At 48.8% G+C, this 15,610-nt stretch carries 16 protein-coding genes; 10 read left to right on the top strand and 6 right to left on the bottom strand.

The genetic code is table 11. The features are described from left to right. Positions 1-2 precede the first annotated feature (2 nt). From AB6B37_RS06730 to AB6B37_RS06720, 3 genes are all read right to left on the bottom strand, one after another. The gene (locus AB6B37_RS06730) at positions 3-2,522 is read right to left on the bottom strand and encodes a TonB-dependent receptor (RefSeq protein ID WP_371398124.1); all 2,520 of its coding nucleotides are present in this window, start codon (positions 2,520-2,522) and stop codon (positions 3-5) included. A gap of 175 nt (positions 2,523-2,697) precedes the next feature. Next, a complete protein-coding gene (locus AB6B37_RS06725) occupies positions 2,698-3,480 on the bottom strand; it encodes an enoyl-CoA hydratase-related protein (RefSeq protein WP_371398123.1) in 783 nt (260 codons plus the stop codon). 22 nt (positions 3,481-3,502) lie between these two features. Beyond that, positions 3,503-4,924, bottom strand: coding sequence for an aldehyde dehydrogenase family protein (locus AB6B37_RS06720; RefSeq protein WP_371398122.1), 1,422 nt, complete (start codon positions 4,922-4,924; stop codon positions 3,503-3,505). Between the two features lie 121 nt (positions 4,925-5,045). Between AB6B37_RS06720 and AB6B37_RS06715 the strand changes: the two genes are divergently transcribed. Continuing rightward, entirely contained in the window at positions 5,046-6,083 is a 1,038-nt protein-coding gene (locus AB6B37_RS06715; RefSeq protein WP_371398121.1) for a nitrilase-related carbon-nitrogen hydrolase, read from the top strand. A 26-nt stretch (positions 6,084-6,109) separates the two neighbouring features. Here AB6B37_RS06715 and AB6B37_RS06710 read toward each other — a convergent pair whose 3' ends face one another. Then, on the bottom strand, positions 6,110-6,490 hold the full coding sequence (locus tag AB6B37_RS06710) for a YciI family protein (RefSeq protein ID WP_371398120.1): 381 nt from the start codon (positions 6,488-6,490) through the stop codon (positions 6,110-6,112). Positions 6,491-6,602: 112 nt separating this feature from the next. On the opposite strand from AB6B37_RS06710, the gene AB6B37_RS06705 reads away from it, so the two are divergent. The 9 genes from AB6B37_RS06705 to AB6B37_RS06665 are packed head-to-tail and all read left to right on the top strand — an operon-like array spanning position 6,603 to position 14,181. Continuing rightward, a complete protein-coding gene (locus AB6B37_RS06705; protein ID WP_371398119.1) occupies positions 6,603-8,018 on the top strand; it encodes a sodium/proline symporter in 1,416 nt (471 codons plus the stop codon). Beyond that, positions 8,002-8,478, top strand: coding sequence for a VOC family protein (locus tag AB6B37_RS06700; protein ID WP_371398118.1), 477 nt, complete (start codon positions 8,002-8,004; stop codon positions 8,476-8,478). The genes AB6B37_RS06705 and AB6B37_RS06700 overlap by 17 nt, the downstream gene beginning before the upstream one ends. Positions 8,479-8,483: 5 nt before the next feature. Beyond that, positions 8,484-9,491 carry an NADP-dependent oxidoreductase gene (locus tag AB6B37_RS06695; protein ID WP_371398117.1) on the top strand — a complete coding sequence of 336 codons (1,008 nt, stop codon included), beginning with the start codon at positions 8,484-8,486 and terminating at the stop codon, positions 9,489-9,491. A gap of 9 nt (positions 9,492-9,500) precedes the next feature. Then, on the top strand, positions 9,501-9,950 hold the full coding sequence (locus tag AB6B37_RS06690) for a VOC family protein (protein ID WP_371398116.1): 450 nt from the start codon (positions 9,501-9,503) through the stop codon (positions 9,948-9,950). Continuing rightward, complete coding sequence (locus AB6B37_RS06685; protein ID WP_371398115.1) at positions 9,947-11,314, top strand: MFS transporter; 1,368 nt, start codon at positions 9,947-9,949, stop codon at positions 11,312-11,314. Before AB6B37_RS06690 ends, AB6B37_RS06685 begins: the two co-directional genes overlap by 4 nt. Beyond that, positions 11,307-12,074, top strand: coding sequence for an alpha/beta fold hydrolase (locus AB6B37_RS06680; protein WP_371398114.1), 768 nt, complete (start codon positions 11,307-11,309; stop codon positions 12,072-12,074). Before AB6B37_RS06685 ends, AB6B37_RS06680 begins: the two co-directional genes overlap by 8 nt. A 43-nt stretch (positions 12,075-12,117) precedes the next feature. Then, positions 12,118-12,444 carry a DUF1330 domain-containing protein gene (locus AB6B37_RS06675; protein ID WP_371398113.1) on the top strand — a complete coding sequence of 109 codons (327 nt, stop codon included), beginning with the start codon at positions 12,118-12,120 and terminating at the stop codon, positions 12,442-12,444. Continuing rightward, complete coding sequence (locus tag AB6B37_RS06670) at positions 12,444-13,271, top strand: hypothetical protein (RefSeq protein ID WP_371398112.1); 828 nt, start codon at positions 12,444-12,446, stop codon at positions 13,269-13,271. The genes AB6B37_RS06675 and AB6B37_RS06670 overlap by 1 nt, the downstream gene beginning before the upstream one ends. Positions 13,272-13,284: 13 nt before the next feature. After that, the gene (locus AB6B37_RS06665) at positions 13,285-14,181 is read left to right on the top strand and encodes a DUF1838 family protein (RefSeq protein ID WP_371398111.1); all 897 of its coding nucleotides are present in this window, start codon (positions 13,285-13,287) and stop codon (positions 14,179-14,181) included. 128 nt (positions 14,182-14,309) lie between these two features. Here the strand turns inward: AB6B37_RS06665 and AB6B37_RS06660 are convergent, their stop codons facing one another. Beyond that, positions 14,310-14,798, bottom strand: a complete 489-nt coding sequence (locus AB6B37_RS06660) for a DUF3598 domain-containing protein (protein WP_371398110.1) — start codon at positions 14,796-14,798, stop codon at positions 14,310-14,312. Positions 14,799-14,877: 79 nt separating this feature from the next. Beyond that, the gene (locus tag AB6B37_RS06655) at positions 14,878-15,597 is read right to left on the bottom strand and encodes a Crp/Fnr family transcriptional regulator (protein ID WP_371398109.1); all 720 of its coding nucleotides are present in this window, start codon (positions 15,595-15,597) and stop codon (positions 14,878-14,880) included. Positions 15,598-15,610 lie beyond the last annotated feature (13 nt).

Here is a 15,610-nt window from a genome sequence, read left to right as displayed (position 1 = left end):
CCTTAGAAGTCCGCTTTTACACGGACGCCAAACTGGCTACCGCGGCGGTAGGAAATAAACGTGCCGCGCGGTCCAGTTGGGTTACGGTCAACCGACGTGGCGCCAGGCGTAGACGCACTGATAGTGCTAAAGCCTTCAAAGAAGTCAAACCAACGTGTCGCAATCGGAGGTGTACGTTCGTTTAAGATGTTGCGACCAAAAATTTCCATCCGTAAGCCACTATCAAATTTCACACCAATCTGAGCTCCCAACAATGTCGCGCCGCCAGTTTCCATGCCGTTATGAACTTGAATGAACTTAGAGCTTTCATAGGTCAAATCTGCATTTGTAAAGAAATTCATTGTGTCGTTCACGGGCATTTCAAAGCGTGAATAAATGCTCGCCTGATGCTCTGACGTCATTGGAATTTTGTTACCAGCAATCGAACAGCTTAAATTGCCCGTGAATAAGCCATCAGGATCAAATGTTGGGTTATTTGGGTCCGCAGAGCCGCGAATTGTCCCAACACTCGGCGGGTTGCTTTGATCAAATGGCGAGATCAGATAACCACCCGAATTAAGCGTGAACTGGAAGTCATCACAGCCCGATGTGAATTCCGCATCGGTATAAGCATAAGTACCGCCAAGGGTCAGATTATCTGTCAGGTCATAGAACCCTTCAAATTCAAAGCCCATAATCTCAGCATTACCCTGGTTGGTCGCCACGGAATTTACAGCTGTAGACCCTGCCACGGCCACAGGCGTCGTCAGTTGATATTGTGAAATATCATTAAAGAACGCCGCCAGTGTAATCTGGCCTTTGCCATCCCCAGTGCGCGTTTTAAATCCGATTTCAAAACTATCACTTTCTTCGGGTAGATAGCTTTCGTTATTGGTTGGAATACCAATCGGGCCATTAATACCGCCGGGTTTAACACCATGGGCGTAGCTACCGTAAAGTGATGCGCCATTCGCCATGTCATAGCTAATGATTGCCTTTGGAATAAAATCAGACGATTTCGCAACCTCGTCATAAGTTATGACACTTTCTGCTCTGTCAATAAGGCCTTTTTCTTCCTCTTGATAACGCGCCTCAAAAGACAAGGACAGCTGCTCTGTAACGTCGAAATCCAATGTAGCAAAGATGGCTTTGTTCTCAACAGTTAGCGTGTCGCCAAGGCCGCCGATAAAATCTGGAGCCGTATTGGCAAAGCTGACGCTAAAGCGGTCGTCTTCGCTTTTGTAATAAAAACCACCCGCTGACCATCGTACGCGGGCCTCTGCTGGGGATGCCACACGCAATTCACCAGAATAATCAAAGCTCTCTGACAGAGCCGCATTATAGAACAAACCATCAGCCTGCGGGATAGAGAAGAACGGGCTGATTGGGAAGAAGTTCATCGTTCCAACCTGATGTGTAGAATCCGACCCGGCGATAATGTCTTGTGCACGGAAGCCAGCCTGCGCCATGACCGTATAGCCATTGTCTAGGTCATAGTCGGCCTTAAGCGTACCGAACGTCATATCACGAATAACGCCTTGAATTGGCCCGCTTGATAACGTTTGGGCGGGGGCTTGATCTTCAAATTGGCTAAGATTGCCACAAAAATACTGGAATGTGCTGTCTGTTGTGACTGAGTCTGGAAAGATACCTGCAAACGGTGGGTTCAAAAAACTTAAGTGGTTGGGATTGTAATAAGCGCCTGACCTGTAACCTGGAAAGCAGTTATTATTTTCGGCACCGACTAAACTAAACGGGCGTGCGCCGTCACGGTCTTCGACATAACCAAGCCGTGCCAACACAGAGAAATTATCACTAAAGTCGGCATCAACAACGGCGTTAAATGACAATGTTTGCTCTTTACCAAGCTGTTCACCGCCGTCGGCGTTTATCCATGCGCTGTCACCGCCGTATTCATAATACCGACCCGACAAAGAAAACCCAAGACGATTATCCGCCAGTGAATTTGAAATACGGCCATAGACTTCGACTTCGCCGTCTTCTGCCACTAACGCCTCGGCAGAGCCTTCAAAGCCATCTTTGCTTGGACGTTTCGTAATAAAGTTTACGGCACCAGAGTAAGTATTACGCCCGTATAGCGCAGATTGCGCGCCTTTAATAACCTCAACACGTTCTAATCCGCGTGTATCAAGCGCTTGCAGATCACCCGAATAATAAACTCCGTCAATGAAATATGCGGCCCCTGATTCAACACCGAATTGTACACCCGCCAAAATATTTGCTGCACCACGAATAACAGGGCGCTCAGTGGTCCGACCAAACGCTTGGGAGAATGAAAAACCAGCCGTATGGCGCGCAACATCATCGACACTGCGAAGGCCAAGATCTTCAATGGCAGCCTCATTGAAGGCTGCAACCGCAACGGGAACTTCAATAAGCGTCTCTGCTTGACGACGCGCTGTTACAATAATTTCGTCGTCTTCATTAACCTGCGCTATGGCCGCATCAGCCATAAGCATAGCGCCGATAATGGCGACGGATGCTGTTAAACCTGATTTATAATTTTGTTTGAAAACGCTCATTTTGTCCCCTTTTCGTAACATTGAGTCTGTAATTGACTCTATAAACGCCTAGGAACCTGCTTTTCATTTGATTTATGTCATATATTTCACTTTGCAGGCTGAAACGGCCAAAATAACTGCGTCAATGTGTCAATTCCGCAACATGTCCCAATCATGCGCAATTAAAAGTAGCGCCTTAAAATCGAGCTTTGCGTTTTTCCAAAAACGCCGAGTAACCTTCTCTAAAATCGTCACTACTGAATGCATCAAGGAACCATTTTTTGGTTGATGCGGTCTCTCCGCGTTGTCCTTCGGCGATAGCCATGAACATTTGTTTTGTAATTTGCACCGATGATTTTGATGTCCCACAAATTGACAAGGCATAATCACGCACCTCTTGATCCAGCGCATATTGGTCAACTAGACGATCAATTAATCCCATTGTTTTTGCTTCTTCGGCTTCTATTAATCGGGCAGAGAACAAAATATCTTTAGCTGCGGATTGCCCGACTGTTTGAACGAGGCGACGCACATCGGAGAACGGATAAACAAGACCAAGCTTACCCGGTGTAATAGCGAATTTGCTTGTGCCGTCCGCAAAGCGCAAATCACAAGCCAGCGCAATACCCGTACCCCCACCTACGCAAGCCCCACGAATCTTAGCAATTGTGGGGCGCGGAAAATTTGCAATAGCGTCCAACGCGACCGATATCTTCTGAGAGATAACCGCGGACGAGTCTGGCGTGGCATAAAGTTTGCTAAACTCAGATATATCCGCACCGGCCGCAAAATGCTCCCCAGCGCCCGTAATAATCAAGACTTTTAAATCAGGGTCAGCGGCCGCCGTAGCTAATGCAACGGTTAAATCATCCCACATCTGCGCTGTCAGCGCATTACGCCTACCGGGTTGATTAAGCGTAATACGCCCAATCTCGCTGGTGGTCATGTGAATTTGTATCGCGTCGTCTTTGGTTGTCATGGGGCGCTTTTCAAAATGAAGATTAGGTTTCGGCAAAATCGTCTATCGTCAACGGACAGACCGTATTGGCGATATAAGCCTTTTGCCTAAAGAAGCGCAAGAAACCGTTTGCCCCCATTCGCGATGGGCCAAGCCCTGAGTTCTTAAAGCTCTGCTTTCCGGCTTCAAAATATTGCCCCGTCAACGCACCGTCCATCAGGCTTATCGCTCCAGCATTGATGTGCTGTCCAATTTCATGGGCTTCCTCAATCGTACCTGCATAAACGGCACCTGAGAGACCAAAGCTCGTGTCGTTCGCCAAGTTTATGGCGTGCTCTATTCCGTCATAGGCCATCACGGGAACCACCGGACCAAAAGTCTCCTCGACCATAATATTCATAGCGTGGGTCACATCGGCAATAACCGTCGGGCGCAGCCACCGACCACCGCCATGTGTCAGAATTTCGCCGCCTGTTAAAACGCGTGCGCCCTTGGTGACCGCGTCTTTGATTTGCCCTGCGACAATGTCCGCTTGCTTATTAAAAATAAACGGCCCGATATGACCCTGTGATATATCGGGGTAGTTCAACTTAACGGCTTCGGCCTTAGACACTAATTTATCCAAAAAATTATCATAATGTTCGCTAGGCACATATACGCGTTCAATAGATTGGCAGGCCTGCCCTGTAGCCAATACGCTGGCGCGCAAAGCTAATTCTGCCGCTTTATCTAAATCAGCCGATGCCGTTATAATCATTGGGTCCTTGCCACCTAACTCAAGATTTGCTGGAATCAGGTTCTCAGCCGCGCTGAGCGCAACTTTACGTCCGGTGGCAACTGATCCTGTAAAACAGACGCAATCCACATTATCAACCAACGCAGCCCCTGTCGCGCCGCCGCCTTGCGCAAAACTAATAACATCAGACAACCCTGCCTCTTCAATGGCTTTCGAAACGGCATCGGCAAAACGCGGCGTGACCTCTGACGGTTTTATCATCACGCAAGCCCCAGCCATTAAAGCGGGTATTGCGTCGATAAATGAGAGGGTCATTGGAAAATTCCAAGGACTAATCACACCCACAAGCGCGTAAGGTATATAGTCATTCTGATGCTTGAAATTAGGCTTCATACGTCCTTGCGTCCATTCAGGCTTTGGCATTAGCATCGGCGCAAGTTGCGTCCATCCGCGCAATGAGCCAATAACGCCCATTACTTCCTGCGAGGCAATCGTTTTGCGACCCGTATCAATTTCAAGCGCAGCAATAATCGCGTTTGCATGATTTTCTAATGACGCAGCCAACGCTAGCAGCGCATCTCCACGCCCTTTCAAACCCCGTAATAGCCACTCACCTTGCGTTCCACGCAATCTCGCGGCCAGGCTTGCAACCTCAGAGGCATCAAGGGCTTCAATTGTATAATCCACTTCGCCCGTACGCGGGTTTTTCACATTTAAAGTTTGGCTCACACGTCTCTCGCTTTTTGTTTTTATCTTGATAGGTCTTTTCGCGGGGTGAAATATGACTTAGGTCAAGATGAAATGGCGCTCAAGCGCTAGCTGTTAAGGCCGTGTGAAAAGAGAGCTGATTATGACAAACCCCATCATTTATAAGGCCTTAGCCCTCCAGACTGAATGTAAAGCCGTTAATCGCTGTGCGTCCCGCGAGGAAAGCCGTATTATCATGCATGGCTCTATTGCCCGTATCCGCGGGCAAATATTCTCGGCCAAGGCCTTCCATGGCCCTGACTTGAAACTCGTTTGTTTGCCCGAATATTTCCTCACGGGTTTTCCAGCAGGCGAGTCCGCGCGTGATTGGCAATCAAAAGCCGCCATTGATGTGGAGGGACAAGAATATAAGGCGCTTGGAAAAATCGCAGCCGATGCGGGCATTTATATCGCGGGTAACGCCTATGAAAACGATCCCCATTTTCCAGATTTGTATTTTCAAGCTAGCTTTATTATCGACCCTACGGGCCATGTCGCTTTACGGTATCGCCGGTTGATTTCTATGTATGCGCCCTCACCTTATGATGTGTGGGATGAATATTTAAAGCGTTACAGCGTCGATGATTTATTCCCTGTCTTGGACACGCCCATCGGCCGCCTAGCTGCGCTGGCATCAGAGGAAATTCGCTACCCAGAGATTAGTCGCATACTGGCCTGCAAAGGCGCAGAGGTGATCCTGCACCCAACATCAGAAGCCGCCAGCACCCAATGGACATATAAAAACGTCGCCAAGCTTGCTCGCGCGCAAGAAAACCAATGCTACGTTATTTCCGCCAATTCAGCAGGCATTACAGGCAGCGCTTTGGCAGCCTATAGCACAGACGCTCGCAGCCAGATTGTCGATGACCGCGGTATTATCCTCGCGGAAACACCCGGCGGCGAAAGTATTACCGCCTGTGCTGATATTGACATAACTGCGCTACGATACAGACGCGCGCGCAACGGCATGGACAATATGCTGGCACGTCAGCCCACTGCGCTATACGCAGAAATGTTTGCGAAAATGGACATGCATCCGTCTGGAACGCTAGGCGATGGAACAAATCCGCCGTCAAAAGATTTCTACAAATCTCGCCAAGATGATGTGATAGAAAAGCTTAAAGCCTCGGACATTATTTAAAATTCAAAAAGCCCGCCGTTATAGGGTCACGTGTATTTTGGCATGTTAGCGCGAATTTCGTCTTGGTCCCAAATCACGCCGCCCATCCATTCACCGCAGGCTGGCATGAAGTGCTGGCAAGTTATTGAGGCATACATGTCAGAGCTAATATAAGGGTCACCGCGCATAATCTCCCACGCGGCATCTTTGCTGTCAGCTTTGACGAGGAAGAAACTACCGAGGATCTCCCCGCTTGCGTCATCACGAAACGGCCCCGCGATGCGGTACGCATCATTATTCGCCTCAATATGATCTAAATGACCAAACAGATGTTCCTCGCGGAGTGGCTTCGTCTTAGGCCCATCCGTGCAGATAAACATATAAGTCGGCTCGGATAACCGTGGGGCACGCTTGGCTTTATCGCTCATAATTTCCTCCATATTTCTCTAACGCTAATATTAGCGGGTAAATATACACCTGACTTAAATCAAAACCCGCGTTAGGGTGCGGTTTAACACAATAGAAAAATAATGGGGATTTATGGCATCGACAACAATCGTTCTGCTCACGCTCATCGCGTATAAAATCATACTTTTAGGAGTCGGGTTTTGGGCATCCAAACGCGTCCACAATGAATCTGATTTCTTTCTAGGGGCCCAAGGGCTTGGGGCCTGGACAGCGGGATTATCCTATGCCGCCTCAACATCCAGCGCCTGGGTCTTGCTCGGCTTTACAGGGCTGGTGTTCAGCCAAGGCGCCGTTGGGCTCTGGCTTATCCCTGGTATATTTGGGGGATACATTCTTACATGGTTTGTTATCGGACCGCGCCTTAACTCTGAAACGGCAAGCCGCGGATATATGACAATCGTTGATTTTATAACGGGTGACGTATCCGCAAAATGGAAACGTAGTATCGGCATAGTCTGTGCGTTGATGATATTGTTTTGCTTTGTCTTTTATATCTCAAGCCAGTTTCAAGCGGCTGGCAACGCGCTGACAGAAATTTTTAATATCAATGCAACCGAAGCCATCTTAATCGGCGCGGCGGTTATTGTTATTTACTGCCTGCTTGGCGGGTTTTGGGCCGCGTCTATCACCGACGCCCTACAAGCTGTTGTGATGATGCTCGCTTGTATTTTAGTACCTTTGGCAACGCTTCATGCTGCGGGCGGTATTGGCGCTGTCATGACCCATATACATACAGTCGAGACCCCAAGCTATATCAGCTTCACGGGCGGGGCAGCAGGCATGGCGGGCATTGGCGTTGCCATGGGGTTATTAGGTACAGGGTTAGGCGCGCTAGGGCAGCCACAGCTATTGAACCGTATTATGGCGGTGCGGTCCTCAAGCGAGCGTATCCAAGGGGCTGCTATAACGATTGGCTGGGGCTTAATTATCTACACAGGTCTTGTTTGCTTAGCCTTTGCGGGTCGCAAACTCTCAATAGATACAGGCGGAGAGAGCCTGTTCTTTGCAGCAGCAGAGCAATACCTCCCCCCCGTTTTGGCCGGTGTGGTCATTGCCGCTGTGCTCTCTGCCGTAATGTCTACAGTCGATAGCTTGTTACTGGCGGCGGCTTCTGCTGTATCCCATGACATGGGTCTAACTTACCGTGACCCGGCGCGTGCATTATTATTTGGCCGTATTGCCATGGTATCAATCGCCATTCTAGCCGTGCTAATGACGCTGTTTCTACCCAAAGATATATTTAGCCGCGTCCTCTTCAGTTGGGTTGCGCTGGGCGCGGCGTTCGGACCAACTGTCCTTACGAAATGCCTTGGATGGCGAGTTAGAGGCGGCGAGGTTCTACTCGCTATTATCATAGGATTTTCGACGGCTGTGATATTCGCCAATATCGACGGTACGCAAGCCGATATGATTGAAAAATGGGCCTCTTGGGCGCTGGGGCTTGGCATCTTGTTTATTGGGAAGGACCGACATGGGAAATCAGATTAAACGCACAACACTCATGGTGCGCGACATGGAACGTGCGCTAGAGTTTTACCGCGACGTTCTGGGGGCAAAAGTTTGGTTTGATCGGCCCTTTGTTCTGGACGGCGGCGGTCTAGCGATTGGTAAAAAAGGCGACACCTTACGCCTGTGCATTATTCAGTTTGAACATGCAGAAATTGGCATGGTTGGCCTAATGGAGTTTTTAGACCCCGTTATGCCAGCCCCTGACATCACCTATGAGGTAGGCTACGGCCGCCCTGTCTTTGTTGTTGTCGCAGAGAACGCGCAAGAGATTTTTGAGCGTGCAGAAGCAAGGGGGTTTAAGACACGTGGAGAGCCGAAGACATGGTCCACGACAGGGGCCAAAGGCGAAACAAAGCATTTCCTATCCACTTTTTTATGGGACGGTGACGGACATTTCTTTGAATGTAATCAAGTCACAAAAATTGAGCCCGCACAGTGAGCGCGGTGAATAGACAATGGTGTGTAGGCGCGCGCCCAGAAGGGAAACCAAAAGCCTCTGATTTCCTTTATAAAGAGGCCCCCATTAAAGACCCACAAGACGGTGAAGTTCTGCTGGAGACGCTCTACCTCGGTATCGCGCCTGTCATGCGGATGTATATGATGAATAGTCCCATGAGTAATGAAGCCCCACTGGACATTGGCGATGTTATTCACGGTCGCGGCGTGGCGCGTATCGTAAAGTCAAACCACCCTGATTGGCAGGACGGCGAAATCGTCCAAGGGCAACTTGGCTGGCAAACTCACAAAATATCAAAAATGACAGCGCGTGAGCGGTTCCTCCGTGTCAAACATCATGAATTATCTTACGCTCATTCTGTCCGCATCCTGTCCATGACAGGACTAACCGCCTACACAGCGTTTTTTGATCAAGGACAACCCAAAGCGGGGGAGACCGTTTTGGTATCAGGTGCGGCAGGCGGCGTAGGCCATATGGTCGTTCAAATGGCCAAAATTGTTGGATGCCATGTCATCGGCATAGCTGGCGGCCCTGAAAAATGCGCTATTGTGAAAGGTCTCGGCGCGGATGATGTCATTGATTATAAAAACGAGGACGTCGCAGCCCGTATTCGCGCACTATCAAAACGAGAAATCGATATTTATTTTGATAATGTTGGCGGCGAAACATTAGCAGCGGCTCTGGATAACCTTGCCTATAATGCGCGCATAATCTTGTGCGGATCCATCAGCGAATATACGCGCAAGGAAAAGTTTGGCCTGACAAATTACACCAAGACACGCGATGCCAATGCAACGATGCATGGCTATTTTGTCTATAACTATCTGGATCAATTTGAAAGTTGCAACGCGCAGCTAGCCGCCTGGATAGCCTCTGGGCAGCTCAAACCTCTGATTGATGAACTCGTGGGATTTGAAAAAATGCCCGAGGCCCTCATCGGAGTTTATGACGGCACAAATATCGGTACGCGCTGCGTTAAAGTCAAAGACGCCTAGGAGTATAAGATGAGTAAGCCTGCAATCCGCTTTCAAAGGTCAAATTTTGTTGTCGCCAATATTGAGCGCGCGCTTACATTCTACCGAGATGTGCTGGGCTTTGATGTCGTCTTTATCAAAGACAGCGCGAAGGATAGCTATAGCTATGATGTGTTTGAAATTGAGCGACACAACAAAATGCGCTTTGCCGTTTTGGGCACAACAGAACAAGCCAACGTCATGGCCTTGACCGAGGTGCCTGATGCAAAGCCAATAATCGACACTCCCCGCCGCAGCGCAATTATTCTTGAAATCCGTGATATTGACCGCGTTTTGGAACAATCGCGTGCACTGGGCCTGAAAGTTTATCCCGAAGACAAGCTTATCACCAAAGACGGGCGTGAAGGTCGCGAAATCGGCATTGTCGATTTTGACGGCAATTTGGTCGTTATCTACCTCATCACAAAGGCTGCGGCATGAATGACCATAACTACGCCATTGATAAAGACCTGACATATCCGACCTCCACATATGCGTGGTCAATGGTTGGTTTTCTGACGCTGGCCTACGTATTTTCTATGCTCGACCGTTATATCCTTGGATACCTGACCAAACCAATTAAGGCTGACTTGGGGTTTACCGACACGCAGATGGGCTGGTTGGCGCTCGCATTTACTTTGCTATACGCATTTGCCGCAATCCCATTTGGCATGCTAACGGACCGTAAAAAACGTGTCTGGATTATTGCTTTTGGTATCGCTATTTGGTGTGTCGCGACCGTTGCCACTGGTCTTGTTACTAATTTCACGACCAGCGCAGCACTGGCCTTCGGTCTGTTTTTTATCGCGCGTATGTTTGTCGGCCTTGGCGAGGCTGTCTTAAGCCCAGCTGCTTTCTCTATTATAGGCGATAGCTTTCCAAAAGAACGCCGCGCAAAACCAATTGCATTTTATTCTGCCGCGTTGTTTCTCGCCTCATCCTTAACGGGTCTTATTGTCAAAATACTTCTGCCAATCTTTGAGGGCACAGGGCCCATGTCGTTCCCAATCGTTGGTGAATTACAACCCTGGCAAATGATCATGGTTGTTGTCGGCGCACCAGGATTACTTGTTGCCGTATTATTTTTCTTCTTGAAGGAACCCCCGCGCACAGAGAGCAAACAACGCGATGATAATAGCTATGCGGACGCCGTGAATTTCGCGAAATCTCGCTGGGCCACCTTGATGTGTTTTGTATCGATTTTTGTCACCATGGTCAGCATCGCCTATGCCCAATTTAATTGGCTACCGGAAATGTTTGAACGCACATATGGCGAAGAAGACTGGGGGCGTGCCCTCTATGCGGGGCGCAATGCTGCCGCGACATTGATTTTCGCCCTGCCAACCTATTTCATCGTAGGTATTGTGTCAGATGCATGGTCAAAACGTGGGCGAACGGATGCCCCGTTTTTAATTGCCATTATCGGGCTGTTTATCATGGTGCCGGCCACAATTATTGCGCCGATGATGCCAACAGGATGGACCGCGTTCGGTGTGCTTTGCATTGCAACAATCGGCATTGGCATGGTGTCCTGCACAGGTGTTACGGCGCTGCTACAAATCACACCAGGTTACGTCAGAGGCTCTATCGTTGCCTATTATTATCTGGCGATCACTTTATTTGGCGGACTTATCTCACCGCTTCTTGTGGGATGGTTATCTACCTCCGTATTTGGCGAGGACAAGCTAAACCTTGCCATGGCGACGCAGCCCGCCATTTACGGCATACCCTGTATTTTGCTCCTGCCTATAACCTATCGTTTGTACCGCAAAGAATTAGCAGCAAGAGAACTCACTGATGCGTAAAGGCTATTTTGGTGATGACGGAGCCCAAATCCATTACCGCCAGTGGCCAGGCCTTCGCGACATAGGTGATTGGCCGATCATCATGTTGCCACCTGCCCCGCATACAGGATTATTTTTTGAAACGGCCGCCGCACATATGCATGAATGTCATACAGTTTATTCCATAGATTATCCCGGATATGGCGGCTCTGACACCCTTATCCATCCTCCCACGATTGAGGCTTATGCGGAAGCTTTTCTTCCATTTATAACATCGCTAAAAGGGGTGCGCTTAGTTGGTTTTCATACAGGAAATCTGGTCGCCATCGAGCTTGCTGCGCGCCACCCTACTTTCATCCAAAATATGATCTTGGTCGACGTACCGTATTTTGACACAGAGACACGGGATAAATATGCCGCGTCGCTTCGCCCTGACGGTGTGCCACAGGATATAAAATCCGCTTTTGATAAATCAGTAAAAGGTGATAGCGAAACAGAGCGCGCCCGAAGCTATGCCCTTTGGGTCGAGAGCCAACGCTCTTTTGCAAATCGCAATGACGCTTTCAAAGCCGCCTTTAAATATGATGCCAAATGCCGAATTAAAGACGTCAAATGCTCAACAGTAATATGCGGAACAGACAGCGCCCTTTACGACTTATCCAAAGCAGCCGCAGGAGATATCCAAGGCTCTGAATTTGAAGATTGGCGAAACTATAAATCCCCAGCTTTTGAAATGGATAACGGGCGTATCGGCATTGATATTATCGATAATATCTCATGATAAAAATCAAACGACTGCACAACGGTCAAATTAGGATAGCGTTATGAAAAATATGCGCAGCTATATGATTGTAACCGCGAAAATAAAAGATCGTGACGCTTTTATTGCGGGATACGGAAAGGCAGCGGGAGCACTCGTTTCAAAATTTGGGGGACGTTACGTCATGCGCGGCCCCGGTGCAGAATTACTAGAAGGCGATTGGGGTGACGGGGCGTCGATGGTTATATCCGAATGGCCCAATCGGGAGGCGATACATCGCTTCTGGAATTCGCCTGAATATGCCGCCGCCAAAGCAATGCGTGACAACATTGCTGACGTTCAAGTTCTTGTCATTGATGCCCCCAAATTTACGATGGATGACGCATCCTAATGCGGGCTCTATTGATATCAGCAGCCATTTTCGCGGCCTGTAGTCCCACAGTCGACGCACAAGACCGACAATCAGATGGATTAAACAAAATCGCAGAGCGCGATTTGCGAGAATTCAAGGCGATGTTACCTGGTGTCTATGACAATCAGGAACAAGTTTATTTCCAAGAAAACCTTGATTTGCCACAGGATAAACGCCTCCCCCGTTTAACGCTGACCATCACGCCCGATGGGAACGGATTTAAAGCCGTTACTGACAGCCCGACAACGGGGCGAACGACAGAGGCTAGACTGGAATACTTCATCAAAGAAGGTCAAATTCAATCGCGAGAAACGCGTGAAGGGCAAGCGGATTGTGACCGTATTTTTACACGCAATCTAGAGCACTTTCGCGGCGAAGGCTGCGGTGGTGCCGTGATTGCGTCCGATACGGGGTTTGTTTTTGGCGATCCTGACCGCCCGTTTAAAATGCGTCGTGCACAGATGTTTAAATGCTGGGTCAGCCCGCAAAAAACAGACGGTTCATATGCATTCTACAATGACGTCGTGCTGCACGACCAAGGCGGACGGGCTTGGGTTACTGGGGATGATCATCCGCGCGTGGGGCTGAAAATTCGTAACGTGGTTTGGGCTGCTGGTAACAACCGCCCGTCCCTTGTTCTTTATACCTACAAAGGCGATGACGAAGATAAGGCCGCGTCTTACGCTTGGACATCACCGGATGAGCCGCGCATTGGTATCAATCTGCGCTGGATGCAAGTTAGCTGCACCCGTGGGAGTGACACAATAACACCCGGCATTAATTTAAAAACTGGCAGTGGACAATAAACAGGAGAACGACATGAGAAAACTTTTAACAGGCGTAGCCGCAACAGTTATGGCCATAGCCGGCTGTACAGTCGCAAATAGCGCGGACGGCCCCATCGATTTAAACACGACCCAAGGTGCACTTGATGCCATGCGTAAGGTTCAATGTTCACTGGTTGATGGTGAAGAAACGACTTTCTATTGGCACGGTCGGGCATATTCCCGTAAAATGGGGGAGCGCGACAAGCATCTTTTCAACGTCGAGGGTATGAACATTCGTGCCTGTGTCGACCATACAGATGAAACGCGCGGAAAAGGGTTCAAGCTCGTAACGCGGGAATTGCTTATCTATGTCGATAAAGATACGGGCGAAGTCATAAAGACATGGGACAACCCTTGGACAGGTGAAACTGTTGACGTCATGCATGTGGCCAATGACCCTGTTAATAACGGATTTTATGAACTTGGACGCAATGGACAACCCGCAAGTTTTGCGGGCGAAGTACTAGGGGATCGTTGGCAAATGAGCTTCACCGTTCCTCTGTTTTATTCCAATCCACTTGCCAGTGAATATCAAAGCGAAATTGGCGGGACCTACCACGCGACCGAGATGTTTAATTTCTTCGGTATGCTCGATGATTTGGTTGACCGCAGTAAAAACAGCGCCAATGCCGCAGTTGGTTGGGCCCGTATGTCAGACTGGCTACCGTGGATGAAAATGTCTGGACGCGAAGGCGCAATTTATTTTCACACAGCAGGTCGAAAGTTAGAGAGCTTTGATGATTTGCCGGATGTGTTGAAAAACGAAATTAAAACGCACTACCCTAAATATGATAGCGCACCGCCGCTTGATGACACGCGCAAAAATATGACGAGCTGGAAATATTACAAAGCTGTGCGCGAGGGAAAAGAAACTTTGCCAAACCGGTAATCAACCCAGGACACACGTCGCATTAAACCGGTGCTTTGGATGTATTAATCAATAAAATGGCCCCTTGGAGAAAAATCCAAGGGGCCATTTGGATGTTACCTATGTCGCGTGTTTGGGCCGCGTTAGGCTTAATGCCCTGCCCAGCTATCGCTGACTTTGCGCTCGTCAACTAAAGTACGAGAGAATAGCGCGTCATTTTTAAACCAATGCCACGTCCGCGCACGCTTTTGACCGCAGTCCGAAATTTGTATCATCTCATAAAGATATAAATCTGGGTCGCCCGTGCGCACCCAATTTAAAACCGTTGTACGTTTATGAAAGTCAAGCGCCATATCGCAGGCCCAGCCTTGGATAAATTCATTGTCCCACCAAAGGCGGCCGTCACGCACCGTCGCCGGAAAATCACGGGTTTCCGTGCGCCCATCATCCCAAGTATAGATATTGGTTTGGTGATAAAGATGCGGGCCATCCGTTGGAAAACGGCAGATCAAACGGGAATGATGTTCATCCGTTTTGTTGCCGTCCGCATCATAATGGCGGTAAACGCCTTCCCATATACCTTCATGGCGGGCCAGAACTGGCATTTCTTTTTTTAGGGTGTGTGTTTCTTCAGACATAATCTTCTCCGTTTTCACAGCTTTAGGAAATAGGACAAATCATGCACTTGAGAATTCTCAAGGGTCTTGATTGAAATGATTAATTAGAACCACGATGGGCGGTAAAATCTTCGCGACCACCCAAATCCCGAATGCGCTGAATATTTAAAATCGTGCAAGAATGACTATCGGTAAAACCTATAGCCTCCATTTTCTTAAGCGATGAGAACGCACGACTGACGGTTTCGATTGTTAGTCCCAAAAAATCAGCAATATCAAGCCGTGTCATCGGCAAATCAATCAATTCACTTTTCTCACGGGGGCCCTCGACAGCGAAGCGGGCTTGGTTTGAGCGTAAATACAGCAAAAATGACGCGACCCGTTCAACAGCAGAGCGTTGACCAATGGTATAAATATGATCGTGTGAGCTTTCTAATATACGCGTTAAGACAACCCGAAATTCGGACGCTAATCCTGGTGTCGTTGCTAAGGCACGTTCCAACGCAGCACGCGGGTAGCAAATAGCCTTAACATCAGTCAGCGCCGTCGCAAGGTTTGGGTATCCGGGTGTAGAGGCCGCGCCTAAAAATTGGCGCGCTCCCATAAATGACAAGATTTGACGACGTCCATCGCGTCCATTACGAGCCAGAGCAACTGTGCCCGATAAAAGATCATAGAAATAATCAGTTGCTTGGCCTTCAGTTATTAAGTGCTCGCCCATTTTAAAATGGCGCTCTCGTCCCTCGGAGAATAAAAATTTAATCTCAGGATTATCAAAATTTTTGGCCATTTCGGCCAGATGTCCACGTCGTTCGCTCATGATGATTACTTAA

This window comes from Fretibacter rubidus (genome assembly GCF_041429785.1).
GTDB lineage: Bacteria > Pseudomonadota > Alphaproteobacteria > Caulobacterales > Maricaulaceae > Fretibacter > Fretibacter rubidus.
The sequence above is the reverse complement of the archived record's forward strand: the minus strand, read 5'-3'. Positions and strand labels throughout refer to the sequence as shown.

Bases quoted from the DNA above. Each gene is read 5' to 3' on its own strand.
- AB6B37_RS06730 (WP_371398124.1), bottom strand. From the start codon at position 2,522: ATGAGCGTTTTCAAACAAAATTATAAATCAGGTTTAACAGCATCCGTC.
- AB6B37_RS06725 (WP_371398123.1), bottom strand. From the start codon at position 3,480: ATGACAACCAAAGACGACGCGATACAAATTCACATGACCACCAGCGAG.
- AB6B37_RS06660 (WP_371398110.1), bottom strand. From the start codon at position 14,798: ATGTCTGAAGAAACACACACCCTAAAAAAAGAAATGCCAGTTCTGGCC.
- AB6B37_RS06665 (WP_371398111.1), top strand. From the start codon at position 13,285: ATGAGAAAACTTTTAACAGGCGTAGCCGCAACAGTTATGGCCATAGCC.
- AB6B37_RS06680 (WP_371398114.1), top strand. From the start codon at position 11,307: ATGCGTAAAGGCTATTTTGGTGATGACGGAGCCCAAATCCATTACCGC.
- AB6B37_RS06655 (WP_371398109.1), bottom strand. From the start codon at position 15,597: ATGAGCGAACGACGTGGACATCTGGCCGAAATGGCCAAAAATTTTGAT.
- AB6B37_RS06715 (WP_371398121.1), top strand. From the start codon at position 5,046: ATGACAAACCCCATCATTTATAAGGCCTTAGCCCTCCAGACTGAATGT.
- AB6B37_RS06670 (WP_371398112.1), top strand. From the start codon at position 12,444: ATGCGGGCTCTATTGATATCAGCAGCCATTTTCGCGGCCTGTAGTCCC.
- AB6B37_RS06685 (WP_371398115.1), top strand. From the start codon at position 9,947: ATGAATGACCATAACTACGCCATTGATAAAGACCTGACATATCCGACC.
- AB6B37_RS06710 (WP_371398120.1), bottom strand. From the start codon at position 6,490: ATGAGCGATAAAGCCAAGCGTGCCCCACGGTTATCCGAGCCGACTTAT.
- AB6B37_RS06690 (WP_371398116.1), top strand. From the start codon at position 9,501: ATGAGTAAGCCTGCAATCCGCTTTCAAAGGTCAAATTTTGTTGTCGCC.
- AB6B37_RS06700 (WP_371398118.1), top strand. From the start codon at position 8,002: ATGGGAAATCAGATTAAACGCACAACACTCATGGTGCGCGACATGGAA.
- AB6B37_RS06705 (WP_371398119.1), top strand. From the start codon at position 6,603: ATGGCATCGACAACAATCGTTCTGCTCACGCTCATCGCGTATAAAATC.
- AB6B37_RS06675 (WP_371398113.1), top strand. From the start codon at position 12,118: ATGAAAAATATGCGCAGCTATATGATTGTAACCGCGAAAATAAAAGAT.